The organism is Pseudonocardia sp. ICBG1142, from assembly GCF_020496255.1.
Classification (GTDB): Bacteria; Actinomycetota; Actinomycetes; order Mycobacteriales; family Pseudonocardiaceae; genus Pseudonocardia.
The window spans coordinates 465472-479592 of record NZ_JAHLJC010000030.1; the positions used below are offsets into that span (position 1 = coordinate 465472).

A 14121-nucleotide genomic window follows, 5' to 3' on the forward strand; every position below is an offset into this window, starting at 1 on the left:
GCCTCCACCACGCCGCGCGAACGGGCCGTCCGTACGACCTCTCGTACGGACGGCCCGGTCACGGGTGACCGGTGGGCCGGTCAGCGGCCGATCGCGTCGCCGAGGGTGATCTGCTGGCCGGGTACCTCCGGGCCGCTGCCCGGGCCGACGGCGGCGTCGGCCTCCTCCGCGGTCACCTCGTGCGGGGTGATGACCCCGTCGCGGATGGCCTCGGCGTGGTGGCAGGCGACCCGGTGCCCGGTGGTGTCGCCGTCGAGCGTCCGGAGCTGCGGGCGCTCGGTGGAGCACCGGTCCTCCTGACGCCCCGGGCAGCGGGTGTGGAACCGGCACCCGGCGGGCGGCGCGGCCGGCGACGGCAGGTCCCCGGACAGCAGGATCCGCTCGCGGGTGTCCTCCACCGTCGGGTCCGGCTGGGGCACCGCCGAGAGCAGCGCCCGGGTGTAGGGGTGCAGCGGGCCGTCGTAGAGCGCGCGGGCCGGCGCCTCCTCCACGATCGACCCGAGGTACATCACCCCGACCCGGTCCGACACGTGCCGCACGACGGCCAGGTCGTGCGCGATGACCAGGTAGGTCAGACCCAGCTCACGCTGCAGCGAGCGCAGCAGGTTGAGCACCTGGGCCTGCACCGACACGTCCAGCGCGGACACCGGCTCGTCGGCGACGACCAGGTCGGGCTCCACACACAGCGCCCGGGCGATCCCGATGCGCTGGCGCTGCCCGCCGGAGAACTCGTGCGGGTAGCGGCGCAGGGCCGACTCGGGCAGCCCGACCGCACGCATCAGCTCGGCGAGCCGGTCCGGCCCGGCCGCGATCCCGTGCGCGGCCAGCCCCTCGCGCAGCAGCGACCCGACCGACTGGCGCGGGTCCAGGCTGGACATCGGGTCCTGGAACACCATCTGGAACCGGCGGCGCATCCGGCGCAGCGGCTCCCCGGTGAGCGCGGCGACGTCGGTGCCGTCGAAGGACACCGTGCCCGCGGTCGGCTCGGTGAGCTTGAGGATCGCCCGCCCGAGGGTCGACTTGCCGCAGCCGGACTCACCGACCAGGCCGTAGGTCTCGCCGCGCTCGATCCGCAGCGAGACGCCGTCGACGGCCTTGACGTGCCCGACCGTGCGCTGCACCAGCACACCCCGGGTGATCGGGAAGTGGACCTGCAGGTCCTCGACCTCCAGCAGGGGGCTCATGCCGTCGCTCCGATCGGCTCGGGGTTGTGGCAGCGCAGCAGCCGGCCCGCCGCGTCGTCGGCAGCCGGGGTGACCGAGGTGCAGGTCTCCAGCGCCCGCGGGCAGCGCGGCGCGAAGGCGCAGGCGTGGTCCCAGGGCAGGTTGTCCGACACCGACCCGGTGATCGCGGGCAGCTCCGCGGCGGGGTCGGAGTCCAGCCGCGGGATCGACCGGATCAGCCCGGAGGTGTACGGATGCCGCGGACCGCCGAACAGCGCGTGCCGCTCCGCGCGTTCCACGACCCGGCCGCCGTAGAGCACGTTGACCCGGTCGCAGAGCCCCGCGACGACGCCGAGGTCGTGCGTGATCATGATCAGCGCCGTCCCCGTCTCGGCGACGAGCTCGCGCAGCAGCTCCAGGATCTGGGCCTGGATGGTGACGTCGAGGGCGGTGGTCGGCTCGTCGGCGATGAGCAGCTTCGGCCGGCAGGCCAGCGCGATCGCGATCAGCGCGCGCTGGCGCATCCCGCCCGACATCTGGTGCGGGTAGGCCGACACCCGTCGGGCCGGGTCGGGGATGCCGACCCGCTCCAGCAGGGAGACGGCCTCGCGGCGGGCCTCGTCCTTCCCCATCCCGCGGTGCCGGGTGAGCGCCTCGGTGATCTGGACGCCCACCGACACGACCGGGTTCAGCGACGACAGCGGGTCCTGGAAGACCATCCCGATGTCGCGACCGCGCCGCTCGCGCAGCTGCGCGTCGGACAGGGTGAGCAGGTCGGTCGGGCTGCCGGTCCCGTCGTCGAACGTCACGGAGCCGCCCACCCGGGGGGTCCGCCCCGGGAGCAGCCCCATGATCGCCAGTGAGGTCACGGACTTGCCGCAGCCGGACTCGCCGACCAGGCCGACGACCTCACCGGGGCGCACGTCGAACGACACCCCGTCGACGGCGACGACGTCGGCCTCGCCCCGGCGCACGAAGCGCACGGACAGGTCCTCGACGGACAGCAGGGGGTTCATCGGCGTCCCTTGGGGTCGATGGCCTCGCGCAGCGACTCGCCGAGCAGCGTGAACCCGAGCGCGACGACGATGATCGCGATCGCCGGGTAGACCGCCAGCCCGGGCCGGACGTCGAGGTAGGGCTGTGCGGAGGCGAGCATCAGGCCCCACTCCGCGCGGGCCGGGTCGGCGTCGCCGAGGCCGAGGAAGGAGAGCGCGGCCGCGTCCAGGATCGCCGTCGCCAGGGTCAGCGTGGCCTGGACGATCACCGGGCCGATCGCGTTGGGCAGCATGTGCCGCAGCACCACCGCCCGTCGCTTCACCCCGAGCGCGGTGGCCGCGAGGACGTGGTCGGAGTCGCGCTGGGCGAGCATCGATCCGCGCAGCAGCCGCGCGAAGATCGGCACGTTCACCAGCGCGACGGCGATGATGACCGTGGTCTGGCTGGGCCGGGCGGCCAGCGCCGCGACCGAGATGGCGAGCAGCAGCGACGGGATCGACAGGAGCACGTCGGTGACCCGCATGAGGACGGTGTCGATCCAGCCGCCGAAGGCCCCGGCGAGCACGCCGATGACCAGACCCACCGCGAGCCCGAACACGGTGGCGAGCACGCCGACCAGCAGGGTCTGGCGCGACGCCAGGATCATCCGGGAGAACTCGTCGCGGCCGTTCTGGTCGCTGCCGAGCGGGAAGCCGGGCTGCGGTCCGGGGATCGAGCCGGGACGCAGCTGGTCGAGCAACTGCGGGAAGGCCTGGGCCGGGTCGTGCGGGGCCAGCAGCGGCGCGAACACCGAGACCAGCACGAACAGCCCGATGATCACCGCGCCGACGATCGCGGTGGGGCTGCGACGCAGCCGGCGCAGCGCGTCGGCAGACAGGCTGCGGCCCGCGGTGTCGTCGATCCGGTCCCTGCGCCGTTGCGCCCAGGTGGTCGGTGCGCTCATCGCAGCCTCACCCTCGGGTCGATCACGGCGTAGGACAGGTCGACGAGCAGGTTGACCAGCACGTAGATCAGTGCGCCGAGCAGCACCACGGCCTGCAGCCGCGGGTAGTCGCGACGCTCGATGCCCTCGGCGATCAGGGTGCCGATGCCGGGCCGGTTGAACACCTTCTCGGTCAGCACCGCGCCGGCGAGGAGCAGGCCGGTCTGCAGGCCGATCGTCGTGGAGACCGGCAGCAACGCGTTGCGCAGGACGTGCCGGCCGCGGACGGTGCCCGGCGCGAGGCCCTTGGCGTTGGCGGTGCGGACGAAGTCGGACTCCAGCACGTCGAGCACCGAGGCCCGGGTGATCCGCACGATGACGGCGAGCGGGATCGTCGCCAGCGTGACGGCCGGCAGCACGAGGTGCATCAGCGAGTCCCAGCTGGCGTCGAACTCGCGGGTGAGCAGGCCGTCGAGGGTGGGGAAGCCGGTCACCGAGGTGGCGTCGATGCCGGTCGACTGCAGCCCGGACGGCGGGAACAGGCCGAGGTCGACGGCCAGGAACTGCTTGAGCACGTAGCCGAGGAAGAACACCGGCACGGCGACGCCGACCAGCGTTCCGACGATGGTCAGGTTGTCCCAGATCCCGCCGCGGTGGCGGGCGGCGAGGTAGCCGAGCGGGATCCCGAGGGCGACGGCGAGCAGCAGCGCCGCCAGGGAGAGCTCGATCGTGCCCGGCAGCGCGCGGCCGAGCTCGGTGATCACCGGGTCTCCGGTGACGAGGGAGGCGCCGAAGTCGCCGGTCAGCGCCCGGCCGAGGTAGTGCAGGTACTGGATCGGGATGGGTTGGTCCAGGCCCAGCGTCTTGTTGAGTGCGGCGATCGACTCCGGGGTCGCCTTGTCTCCGAGCAGCGCACCGGCCGGTCCACCGGGCAGCGAGCGCAGCCAGGCGAACAACAGCACGGACAGGATGAGCAGCGTCGGGACGACCTGGAGCAGGCGGCGCGCGACGAAGCGCAGCATGCGTGGATGTCCTCAGTGGTGGGAGGCGGGACACGCGGCCGGGCGCCGCGGGGTCTCCGCGGCGCCCGGGGCACGGTCAGTTCTTGCTGACGGAGACGAAGCGCTCGTCGGTCAGCGGCGACGGGACGAGGCCCTGCACGTTCGGTCCGACGACGATCGCCGGTCCGGTGGTCAGGATCGGCACGGCCGGCAGGTACTTGGCCATGATGTCCTTGTTGGCCTGCTGGTACGCCGCGGCGTGGCCGGCCGGGTCCGGGATGGCGTCGGCCTTGGCCAGCTCGGCGAACATCGCCGGGTCCTGCGGCCCGAACTCGGCCTTCTCCCGGCCGAAGAACGTGCCGACGAAGTTGCCGGCGTCGTTGTAGTCGCCGGTCCAGCCGAGCAGGTGTAGGTCGTGCTTGCCGGCCTTCTGGACGTCGTCCTTGTAGCCGCCGTTCCACGGCCGCGCGACCGGGTTGACCGTGATGCCGACGGCCTTCAGGTTCGCCGACATCGCCGAGAACAGGTCCGCCGGGTTCGGCATGTAGGGGCGGGTGATCTCGGTCGGGTAGTAGAAGTTCAGCGTCAGGTTCTGCGCGCCGGCCTCGGCGAGCAGCTGCTTGGCCTTCTCCGGGTCGTACGGGTACTCGGTGACGTCGTCGGCGTAGCCCGCGACGGTCGGCGGCACGAACTCCTTCGCGACCGCGGAACCCTCCGGCATCTTCGTGCGGACCAGCGACTCGCGGTCGATCGCGTAGGCGAGCGCCTGACGGACCCGAAGGTCCTTGAGCTTGGGGTTGTTCTTCGTGTTGATGCCCATGTAGAGCAGCGAGAACGGCTGGCGGATCAGCACCTGGTCGCCCTGGTCCTTCAGGGTCTGGCAGTCCGCGGGCGACGGGTAGTCGTAGCCGTCGATGGTGCCGGCGGCCAGCTCCTGCTTACGGGCGTTCTCGTCCGGGATGATCTTGAAGATGAGCCGGTCGAGCTTGGCCTTCTCGCCCCAGTACTGGTCGTTGCGGACCAGGGTGATCGTGTTGTTCGCCTTGTCGAAGCTCTCGAACTTGAACGGCCCGGTGCCCGTCGGGTGCTCGTTCGCGTAGGCGGGGTAGGTGAAGGAGTCACCGCTCTGGGTGACGGCATCGGCGTCGTACTGCTTGAGCGCCGTCGGGCTGGAGATCGAGAACGACGTGAGGCCGAAGGCGGCCGGGAACGCGCCCTTGAACTTGTTCAGTGTCAGGACGGCGGTGTTCGGGCTCTGCGCCGTGCAGGACTTGTAGAGCGGTGCGCCCGAGGCGTCACCCTCGTTCTTGGCGAAGCCCTCGAAGACGTCGCCGTAGTAGATCATCTGGCTCTGGGCCGCGGCGCCCTTCATGTTGAACCAGCGGTCGAAGTTCGCGCAGACCGCGGTCGCGTCGAACGGCGTGCCGTCGTGGAACGTGACGCCCTCGCGGAGGGTGAACGTCCAGGTCTTGCCGTCCGGAGTGGACTTCCACTCGGTGGCCAGGCCGGGCTCGAGCTCGGTAGTCCCCGGCTTGTAGGTGATCAGCGTGTCGAACATCTGCCGCGCCGGGCGGAAGCTCTCGCCGTCGTCGTTGAAGATCGGGTCGAAGTTCTTCGGCGCGCCGGCGGCACCGAAGACGAACGTCCCCCCTGCGGCGTCGCCGCCCGCTCCGCGCTCCGAGCTCGCGCAGGCGGTCATGCCCACTGCGAGCACGCCCGCCATGACCGCCGTCATCCACCGTCTGCGCATTCCGGTCCCCTCGTAGGCAGAGGTGTCCACCCGATGTGCGCGTGAGGACACCTGATGACGGGGAAACCTATAGCGGTCCGTTACCAACCGGTAGACCCTTGCGTCACGATAGTGCTACGAACTGGTACGCACGTCCCGTTCGCCCGGCCCCTCGACGACGGCCGTCCGGTGCGCGTCCCGGTGGTTCGCGACCGCATCCCGTGAGGCGTCCTCGTCGAGCGCGGCGGCCCGGACCTCGGCGAAGACCTCACGGTAGGTGCGCAGGTCGGTGGGCGATTCCAGGAACGACTCCCCTGCGTGCCCCTCGGTGTGGACGACGTCGGGTCCGAGTGCGTCGGGGACGGTCAGGATCGCGAAGCGGCCGGCGTGGGCGCGCTGCGGCCCGGCGTCGAACGGGAGTACACGCAGCGTCACGTCGGGCAGCTCCGACAGCGTGAGCAGCCGGTCGAGCTGCTCGGCCATCACCGCGGGACCGCCGGTCGCGCGGACGAGCACGGCCTCGTCGACGACCACGTCGAGCACCAGCGGCGGTGTCGCGGTGAGCGCCTCGTGGCGACGACCGCGCAGCCGCACGAGCTGGTCGATCTCCCAGTCCGGGCGACCCGGGAGCCGAGCGCGCAGCGCGGCGTGGGCGTAGGCGGGCGCCTGGAGCAGCCCGTGCAGCACGGTCAGGTCGAACGCGGCGACGGCGGTCGCGTCGGTCTCGGCGGCCGCGTAGCGACCCGGCGACGGCAGGAAGTGCGGGTCGGTGCGCAGGCCCTCGGTGAACGGCTCCCACCAGCCACGGGTGCGGCTCTCGGTGACCAGCCGCTCGAGCATCTCCGCCTCGACCCCGGCGACCCCGCCGTAGACCTCGACCAGCGCGGCGACGCCGGCCGGGCGCGGCACCCCCTTGCCGTTCTCCAGCCTGCTGATCTTCGACGCCGAGCAGCCCACCCCGGCCGCGGCGTCCGCCAGCTTCAGCCCGGCGTTGACGCGCAGCCGGCGCAGCTCGGCACCCAGCCGTCGTCGTGCGCCGGTCGGCTCCTGCTCCACCTCGCACCCCTCCCCGGTCCCGCCGTGCAATCTACAGCTCCGTGCAATTCCCCGAGTCTGCAATTGCACGGGAGCGCGCCGTCGGGCATGCTGGCATCACCCGGACGTGACGGCAGCCACACCGACCGTGGCGGACGGGGACCACGGACCGACCGCGACACACGAAGGGAGATGGACATGATCCGCAGGACGCAGGTGCCGCACACAGGCACGTACCACCGCGCCCGTACCGGGCGGTGGTCGCCGTGATCGCGCTGGTGGCGGTGGCCCTGGCCGGGCTGGTCACGCTGGTCCTCTCGGCGATCGTGATCGGGGTGACCGACCGGCGCCAGAGCGAGGCGTGGCGTCGGATCGCCGAGCAGCGCCGCCGGGAGTGGGAGCGCAGGCAGCGCCAGCTCCACGGCCGGTCGCACCACGTGGACGCGTGGGGCGACGAGGACACCGACTGAGGCTTGCCGAAGGAGTATCAGCCTCGCTGAGGCTTGCCGAAGGAGCATCAGCCCCGCTGAGGCTTGCCGAAGGAGCATCAGCCCCGCTGAGGCTTGCCGAAGGAGCATCAGCCCCGCTGAGGCTTGCCGAAGGAGCATCAGCCCCGCTGAGGCTTGCCGAAGGAGCATCAGCCCGACCGAGGCTCCGCAGTCGGGATCTCACCAGGAAGGAGGCGCAGCGGCGGGGGGTTGCTGCGCCGGGTGGCCGGTCACGACCGGGGCGTCGCGCCCGGTACGGACCGGCCGTTCCGTGTCCGGGTCTACAGGGCCCGTCGGCCGGCGAGCGCGCGGCCGAGCGTCATCTCGTCGGCGAACTCCAGGTCGCCGCCCATCGGCAGGCCGGACGCGAGCCGCGTGACGCTCAGGCCGGGGAAGTCGCGCAGCAGCCGCACCAGGTAGGTCGCGGTGGCCTCACCCTCGGTGTTGGGGTCGGTCGCGATGATGACCTCGGAGATCTCGGTCTCGTCGGTCGCCGGACCGGTGCCGCCGAGGCGGGCGAGCAGCTCACGGATCCGCAGGCTGTCCGGGCCGATCCCGGCCAGCGGGTCGAGCGCACCGCCGAGCACGTGGTAGCGGCCCTTGAACTCCCGGGTCCGCTCGACGGCCAGGACGTCCTTGGGCTCCTCGACCACGCACACCAGCGTCGGGTCGCGTCGCGCGTCGGAGCAGTAGCGGCAGCGGGTGTCCGACGCGACGTTGCCGCACACGTCGCAGAACGCGACGCCCTGCTTGACCGTCTGCAGGACCTCCTGGAGCCGGTTGATGTCGGCCGGGTCCGCGGCGAGCAGGTGGAACGCGATGCGCTGGGCGCTCTTCGGACCGACCCCGGGCAGGCGTCCCAGCTCGTCGATCAGGTCCTGGACCGGTCCTTCGAACACCTCAGGCGCCCGGGAGGCCCAGGCCGCCCATGTCGAGGCCGCCGGCGAGCGGGCCCATCTTCTCCTGCTGCAGCTCCTGCGCACGGCGGACCGCGTCGGCGAGCGCGCCGGCGACGAGGTCCTGCAGGGTCTCGACGTCGTCGGGGTCGACGACCTTCGGATCGATCCGCACCGAGCGCGGCTCCAGACCCGCGGTGACGGTGACCTCGACGAGCCCGTTCCCGGCCTGGCCGGTGACCTCGGCGGTCGCGAGCTCGGCCTGCGCCTGCTGGAGCTGCTGCTGCATCTTCTGGGCCTGCTGCAGGATCATCTGCATGTCGGGCTGACCGGGTTGCACGCGTACCCCTCGCTGTCGGGTCCGGCTCGCGCGATCGGGGGCTTCCCCGGCGCGACCGGCGCGGACTCGTCGTTCTCCAGGGTAGACGTGTCAGGCTGACCGACCGTGCGCGCCCTGATCCGTTCCGCCACGGCCGTCCTCCCGCTCGTCGTCGCGTTGGTGTGCGCCGGCTGCGGTGCGCCGGCGCCGGTCCCGCCTCCCGTCGACGCGGCCCCGCGACCGGCCGCGACGACCCGTTCGCTGCCGACCACGCCGGCACCGCTGCCCACCACGCCGGCACCGGTCTCGCGCCCGGTCGTGCTGCTCGACCCCGGTCACAACGGCGGCAACGCCGCGAACAAGGCCGCGGTGAACCGGCCGGTCCCCGACGGGCGCGGCGGGACCAAACCGTGCAACACGACCGGCACCTCCACGAATGCCGGCTACGCCGAGCACGCCTTCACCTGGGGCCTGGCCGGGCGCGTGCGGTCCCGGCTGGAGGCCGCCGGTGTGCGGGTGGTCCTCACCCGTTCCGACGATGTCGGCGTCGGCCCGTGTGTCGACGCCCGCGGGGCGGCGGGCGGCCGGGCCGGCGCGGCGCTGGCCGTGTCGCTGCACGCGGACGGCGCGGCGGCCTCGGCCCGCGGGTTCCACGTCGCCTACGCCGAGCCCGCCGTGCACGGGACGGGACCGGCGGCGCTGCGCCTGGCCACCGGGCTGCGGGACGCGCTGCGCTCGGCCGGGTTCGCCCCGGCCGGCTACATCGGCCGCGACGGGCTCGACGGCCGCCCGGACCTGGCCGGTCTGAACTCCTCGACCGTCCCGACGGCGCTGGTGGAGGCGGGCAACATGCGCAACGCCGGCGACGCCGCCGTGCTGACCGACCCGGCCGGTCGGGACCGGATCGCGGCGGCGGTGGCCGAGGCGGTGCTGGCACAGCTGCGCCGCTGACCGCGCTCCGTCCGGGCCGGGGTCAGCGTGGGTCGAGTTTGCGTGCTCCCAGGTGCGAGGTGAGGATCTCCAGCGCGGCGGCCTCGGGGTCGCGACGGGCGCCCGGCGACGCCGCCTCGGCCGCGGCCTCGGCGAGCATGTCCTCCTCCTCGGCGGCCTGGTTCCGCACCGGGGCCGGTCGTGCGCCCGGACCGTCGCCCCCCTGCGGTCCGGCATCACGAGGGTCCGGCGGTGCATCCTCCGGCGGCGGTTCCGGCGGCAGCGGGACGTCGGAGTCCCCTGCGGGTCGGCGAGCGGGGCGCCCGCCCTGCTCACGCTGCGGGGCGTCGCGCTGCGAGGGACGCTGCGGCACCGCCCGCTGGGCGCGGTCCGGTGCGGCGGCGCGACGCGCGGTCGCGGCCTCCCCGGTGTCGCAGTGGACCCGCCACTGGACCCCGAGGACGGCGCGTAGGGCGTCGGCGATCACGTCGGTGTTGCGTGCCTCGGACAGTCGCCGGGCCAGCGGCGGAGCGCCGATCGCGAGGACCAGGGTGTCACCGTCGACCGCCCGGACGGTGGCGTTGACCAGCAGTGCCTCCGTGCTGCGGCTGCGCTGACGGACGGCGGCGAGGATCTCCGGCCAGACCCGGCGGACCGCGGTCGCGTCCAGCGACGACGTCGACGACACCGGCTGCGCCGACTCCGGCGGCACGGCGTCGGGGGGCGCGCCGTCGCGGGGCGGAGCGGGGCTCCGGGACGGAGCCGCCTGCGCTGCCGGTTCCTCGGTGTCTTCGGCACCGGCTCGGCCCGGGCCGGGATCGTCCGCCCGCCGGGCGCCGTCACCGGGGCCGTCGGCCTGCCGGGTGGGCTCGCCGTCCGTGTGCCCGGTACCGGTGGCGGGAGCGTCCGCTGCGGGGCCGTCCGCCGGGACCGGGCCGTCGCCCGCCCCGGGGGCGACAGGGTCCGACTCGGCAGGCGCCGACACGGCGGGGACGGACGCGTCGGGGACGGAGTCGTCGGGCACAGGGACATCAGGCACAGAGGCATCGGGGACGGAGGCCGGAGCGCGTTCCGCGGAACGCGGGTCGGCCTCGGCCCGGTCGCCGGAGCGTGCCGGTGCGGCCGGACCGGCGGCCGGCGTGGCCGCGGAGCCGTCCTCGTCGTCGCGTTCCGCGGAACGCGACACGTCCGCAGCCCTGGTCACCGCGGGCCGCGGTGCCGGCTCGTCCGGTCGCGCCGGCGCCGGGGCGGGCACGGCGGCCGGGGCCCCGGCGTCGCGTTCCGCGGAACGCGCCGGCGCGCCGCCGCCCGCACCCGGGGCGGCGCCGTCGGAGGTGGGCGCCGGCGGGCGCTCGCTGGGCCGCACGAACCGCTTGGCGGCGCCGTCGTCGGACGGGCCGGCGGGGTCGGGGGCGATCGCGTTGCGCCGCTCGATGCGCTCCAGGCGTTCGAGCAGGCCGCCGTCGGAGGTCGTGGCCGCGGGGAGCAGCATCCGGGCGACCAGCAGTTCCAGCAGCAGCCGCGGCGCGGTGGCCCCGCGCATCTCGATCAGGCCCTGGTGCAGGATCTCGCCGTAGCGGGTGAGGGTCGCCGGACCGAGCCGGGCGGCCTGGTCCGCCATCCGGGCCAGCTCGTCCTCGGCGCCGTCGACCAGGCCCTGCTCCGCGGCGTCCGGCACGGCCTGCACGAGCATCAGGTCACGGAAGCGCTGCAGCAGGTCCGAGGCGAAACGCCGCGGGTCGTGCCCGGCCTCGACGAGCCGGTCGACCGCGCCGTAGACGGCGGCCCCGTCGGCCGCGGCGAGCGCGTCGACGGTGTCGTCGATCAGGCCGGAGTCGGTCACCCCGAGCAGCGCGACCGCGCGCTCGTAGGTGACGCCCTGCGGCCCGGCACCGGCGAGCAGCTGGTCCAGCACCGACAGCGTGTCCCGGGCCGAACCACCCCCGGCCCGGATGACCAGTGGGAACACCGGCGGCGCGACGGTCACCTGCTCCTCGCCGCAGATCTTCTCCAGCAGCGAGCGCATCGTCCCGGGCGGGATCAGCCGGAACGGGTAGTGGTGGGTCCGCGACCGGATCGTCGGGAGCACCTTCTCCGGCTCCGTCGTCGCGAACACGAAGACCAGGTGCTCCGGGGGCTCCTCGACGATCTTGAGCAGCGCGTTGAAGCCCTGGGTGGTGACCATGTGCGCCTCGTCGACGACGAACACGCGGTAGCGCGACTCGGCGGGCGCGTAGAACGCCCGGTCACGCAGCTCGCGCGCGTCCTCGACACCACCGTGGGACGCCGCGTCGAGCTCGACGACGTCGATGCTGCCCGACCCCTCGGGGGCGAGCGCGATGCACGAGTTGCAGACGCCGCACGGGTCCGGGGTCGGCCCCTGCTCGCAGTTCAGCGACCGCGCCAGGATGCGCGCCGAGGACGTCTTGCCACAGCCCCGCGGCCCCGAGAACAGGTACGCGTGGTTGATCCGCCCCGCGGTGAGGGCGGTGGCCAGGGGCTCGGTGACGTGCTCCTGCCCCACGACGTCGGCCAGCTTGGCCGGGCGGTACTTGCGGTACAGAGCCAGAGCCAGAGCCACGAGGGGAAGGCTACCCAGGGGGTCCGACACTTCGGGGACCCGCTCGGAGACAGAAGGGGACCCCGCGCACCCGCCAGAGCCTGTTGACCCTTGCTGCCTTCCGGCCCTGGGGGAGTTCACAGGATGGACGCCGCACGGGGTCCGCGGACAGTGTGCCACGGACGGCGCCGTCGGGCGGCGAGGGGGCCGCGTCGGATCGCCGAGGGCGTCGCGTAACCTTCTTCGCGGAGGATTCGCCTAGTGGCCTAGGGCGCACGCTTGGAAAGCGTGTTGGGAGCAATCCCTCACGGGTTCAAATCCCGTATCCTCCGCCAGCCTGAACAGGCAGAACACCGGGCGGCTCCCACGCGGAGCCCCCGGCGTTCGGCGTTCGGTCTCATTTCCGGTCTCACTCGTCACGCGGCCGACCCCAGATCAGACCGCCCACGCGCTGGGCGACGTCGCTGCGCCCACCCACTACGACACGTTCGCCTCCCTCGGTCACGAGACGCCCGGCCGCACAGTGGTGGTCTGCACCCATGCCCGACGGTTCGTCGTCACGATCAGGAACCCGGACCGCTTCAGGAACGAGACCAGGTCGGACTCGTCGGGTTCGGCGTATGCCAGCAGCCGATCCGCCCGGGCGAGCCGCAGCCACTGCGCAGCGGTGGCAAGGAGCGCGGATCCGACACCTTGCCTGCGCATGGACTCGGTGACGTGCAGATTCCCCACGTCTGCCCACCCCGTCGGAGCCGACAGCCGTCCTGCGCCGTTGATGGAGGCTTATTCAGGCCCCGTGAAATAACGATCTAGCCCGGCGTGTCGGGTTGGGCGACAGCCCGTCCATCGCGAATATTGGTTTGCCGAATCAATCCGAGATGAACGGGCTGCCGCAGTATGTACTATACCACTGGTTTCCGGCGTGATGAAATTCAGGATCTTGTCGCTATAGTGTATGAGCAGGATCAGCGGGACGCGACGGAGGCACGTTTGTCTTGGCCGCCGGTTCTGGGGTTGTTCTGGTCGGTGGTGATCACGTTGGCGTATCTGCGCGGGAATCGTGTGCAGTGGGGGTTGGCGGAAACCTATGGGGTGTCGCAGTCGACGGTTAGTCGAGCGATCGCGGGGGTGACACCGTTGCTGGCACAGGCGCTGCGGAGTGTCGTTCCGACGGCAGAGGAGCTTCGTGCCGATCGGCAGTACATCATCGATGGAACCTTGCTGCCCTGCTGGTCATGGGCCGCGGTGCCGGGTCTGTGGTCGGGCAAGCATCGCACCACCGGCGTCGTCGTCCAGGTCGCAGCCACCCTGGAAGGGCAGCTGTCGTGGATCTCCGACCCGACCCCAGGCTCCCGACACGACCTATATTGCCTCGACCAATCCGGCGCCCTCGACCACCTCGCCACATACCCCCCGATCGGCGATAAAGGATACATCGGGCGCGGCATGCTCACCCCGTTCAAAAAACCACCCGGCCGGGAACTTCTCGACTGGCAAAAAACATTCAACAAGAGCCTCAACCACACACGCGCCACCATCGAACGAGTCATCGCCCATATCAAAACGTGGAAAGTTCTCCACGCAGACTACCGGCGGCCCTACGCCACATTTAAAACGACAATCTCGGCAGTCATCGGACTCATCTTCTACACACTTACCTGACGGAGCCTGAATAAGCCTCATGGTTGTGTCGATCTCCACGTATCCCACCTCCTGCCTATCTGCCAGGGCGGTGAAGCGGGTGCCGCACTCGCCGAGGGTCCGGAGGATCGTCAGGTCCTCACGGACGTCGGCGGGCAAGTCCGAGACGTCGGCCAGTAGTACCTGCTCGCTTCGACGACTCACGAACCCGAGTCCGTCGACTAGCTGACCGATGTGGGGCCACTGCTCGGCGACGCCGGTCAGGCCGGGTGCGGGGAGAGTGAAATCGGCCAGCACGGCCTGGACGCTCCAGGAGCGCATGACGATCAGCGCCGCATCGGCCACGGAGCGGCCCGCCAGATGGGCGTCGGGCCAGTAGGACGCGTCGGGCCACTGCAGGAGCCACCGGAGTTCGCCGGTGCCACGCAGGTCGGGGCCGAC

At 72.4% G+C, this 14121-nt stretch carries 13 protein-coding genes, 1 tRNA gene, 1 other RNA gene and 1 pseudogene; 4 read left to right on the top strand and 12 right to left on the bottom strand.

All coding sequences use genetic code 11. The features are described from left to right. Nucleotides 1-80 precede the first annotated feature (80 nt). The 6 genes from KPL59_RS16305 to KPL59_RS16330 all read right to left on the bottom strand — a co-directional run bounded on the left by KPL59_RS16305 (nucleotide 81) and on the right by KPL59_RS16330 (nucleotide 6867). Complete coding sequence (locus KPL59_RS16305) at nucleotides 81-1184, bottom strand: ABC transporter ATP-binding protein (protein WP_226361300.1); 1104 nt, start codon at nucleotides 1182-1184, stop codon at nucleotides 81-83. Continuing rightward, entirely contained in the window at nucleotides 1181-2179 is a 999-nt protein-coding gene (locus tag KPL59_RS16310; RefSeq protein WP_226361301.1) for an ABC transporter ATP-binding protein, read from the bottom strand. Before KPL59_RS16310 ends, KPL59_RS16305 begins: the two co-directional genes overlap by 4 nt. After that, entirely contained in the window at nucleotides 2176-3102 is a 927-nt protein-coding gene (locus KPL59_RS16315) for an ABC transporter permease (RefSeq protein ID WP_020623366.1), read from the bottom strand. Before KPL59_RS16315 ends, KPL59_RS16310 begins: the two co-directional genes overlap by 4 nt. Next, nucleotides 3099-4103 carry an ABC transporter permease gene (locus tag KPL59_RS16320; protein ID WP_060713643.1) on the bottom strand — a complete coding sequence of 335 codons (1005 nt, stop codon included), beginning with the start codon at nucleotides 4101-4103 and terminating at the stop codon, nucleotides 3099-3101. Before KPL59_RS16320 ends, KPL59_RS16315 begins: the two co-directional genes overlap by 4 nt. Before the next feature lie 76 nt (nucleotides 4104-4179). Further along, nucleotides 4180-5781: an ABC transporter substrate-binding protein gene (locus tag KPL59_RS16325; protein ID WP_374111656.1), complete on the bottom strand. Its 1602-nt coding sequence runs from the start codon at nucleotides 5779-5781 to the stop codon at nucleotides 4180-4182. Between the two features lie 165 nt (nucleotides 5782-5946). After that, nucleotides 5947-6867, bottom strand: coding sequence for a helix-turn-helix transcriptional regulator (locus tag KPL59_RS16330; protein ID WP_226361303.1), 921 nt, complete (start codon nucleotides 6865-6867; stop codon nucleotides 5947-5949). A gap of 245 nt (nucleotides 6868-7112) precedes the next feature. Here KPL59_RS16330 and KPL59_RS16335 point away from each other — a divergent pair, with 245 nt between their 5' ends. Then, entirely contained in the window at nucleotides 7113-7316 is a 204-nt protein-coding gene (locus KPL59_RS16335) for a hypothetical protein (RefSeq protein WP_226352832.1), read from the top strand. 28 nt (nucleotides 7317-7344) lie between these two features. On the opposite strand, the pseudogene KPL59_RS16340 reads toward KPL59_RS16335, so the two are convergent. The 3 genes and pseudogenes from KPL59_RS16340 to KPL59_RS16350 form a co-directional block, all read right to left on the bottom strand. Next, a pseudogene (locus KPL59_RS16340) lies at nucleotides 7345-7518 on the bottom strand (pentapeptide repeat-containing protein); the annotation flags it as partial. A gap of 97 nt (nucleotides 7519-7615) precedes the next feature. Next, nucleotides 7616-8233, bottom strand: a complete 618-nt coding sequence (gene recR, locus KPL59_RS16345) for a recombination mediator RecR (RefSeq protein ID WP_020624774.1) — start codon at nucleotides 8231-8233, stop codon at nucleotides 7616-7618. A 1-nt stretch (nucleotide 8234) separates the two neighbouring features. Further along, nucleotides 8235-8549, bottom strand: coding sequence for a YbaB/EbfC family nucleoid-associated protein (locus tag KPL59_RS16350; protein ID WP_020624775.1), 315 nt, complete (start codon nucleotides 8547-8549; stop codon nucleotides 8235-8237). Nucleotides 8550-8675: 126 nt separating this feature from the next. On the opposite strand from KPL59_RS16350, the gene KPL59_RS16355 reads away from it, so the two are divergent. After that, nucleotides 8676-9500, top strand: coding sequence for an N-acetylmuramoyl-L-alanine amidase (locus KPL59_RS16355; protein WP_226361304.1), 825 nt, complete (start codon nucleotides 8676-8678; stop codon nucleotides 9498-9500). A gap of 22 nt (nucleotides 9501-9522) precedes the next feature. Here KPL59_RS16355 and KPL59_RS16360 read toward each other — a convergent pair whose 3' ends face one another. Both KPL59_RS16360 and ffs read right to left on the bottom strand, forming a co-directional pair. Beyond that, the gene (locus KPL59_RS16360) at nucleotides 9523-12054 is read right to left on the bottom strand and encodes a DNA polymerase III subunit gamma and tau (protein ID WP_226362094.1); all 2532 of its coding nucleotides are present in this window, start codon (nucleotides 12052-12054) and stop codon (nucleotides 9523-9525) included. Nucleotides 12055-12111: 57 nt separating this feature from the next. Further along, nucleotides 12112-12206: signal recognition particle sRNA small type (gene ffs / locus KPL59_RS16365), an RNA gene on the bottom strand. A gap of 80 nt (nucleotides 12207-12286) precedes the next feature. Here ffs and KPL59_RS16370 point away from each other — a divergent pair. Beyond that, nucleotides 12287-12374 (top strand) — tRNA-Ser (locus KPL59_RS16370). Between the two features lie 166 nt (nucleotides 12375-12540). On the opposite strand, the gene KPL59_RS16375 is transcribed toward KPL59_RS16370, so the two are convergent. After that, complete coding sequence (locus KPL59_RS16375; RefSeq protein WP_374111657.1) at nucleotides 12541-12816, bottom strand: GNAT family N-acetyltransferase; 276 nt, start codon at nucleotides 12814-12816, stop codon at nucleotides 12541-12543. Nucleotides 12817-12936: 120 nt separating this feature from the next. On the opposite strand from KPL59_RS16375, the gene KPL59_RS16380 reads away from it, so the two are divergent. Next, nucleotides 12937-13701, top strand: coding sequence for a transposase (locus tag KPL59_RS16380; protein ID WP_226361306.1), 765 nt, complete (start codon nucleotides 12937-12939; stop codon nucleotides 13699-13701). The last annotated feature ends 420 nt before the right edge of the window (nucleotides 13702-14121 follow it).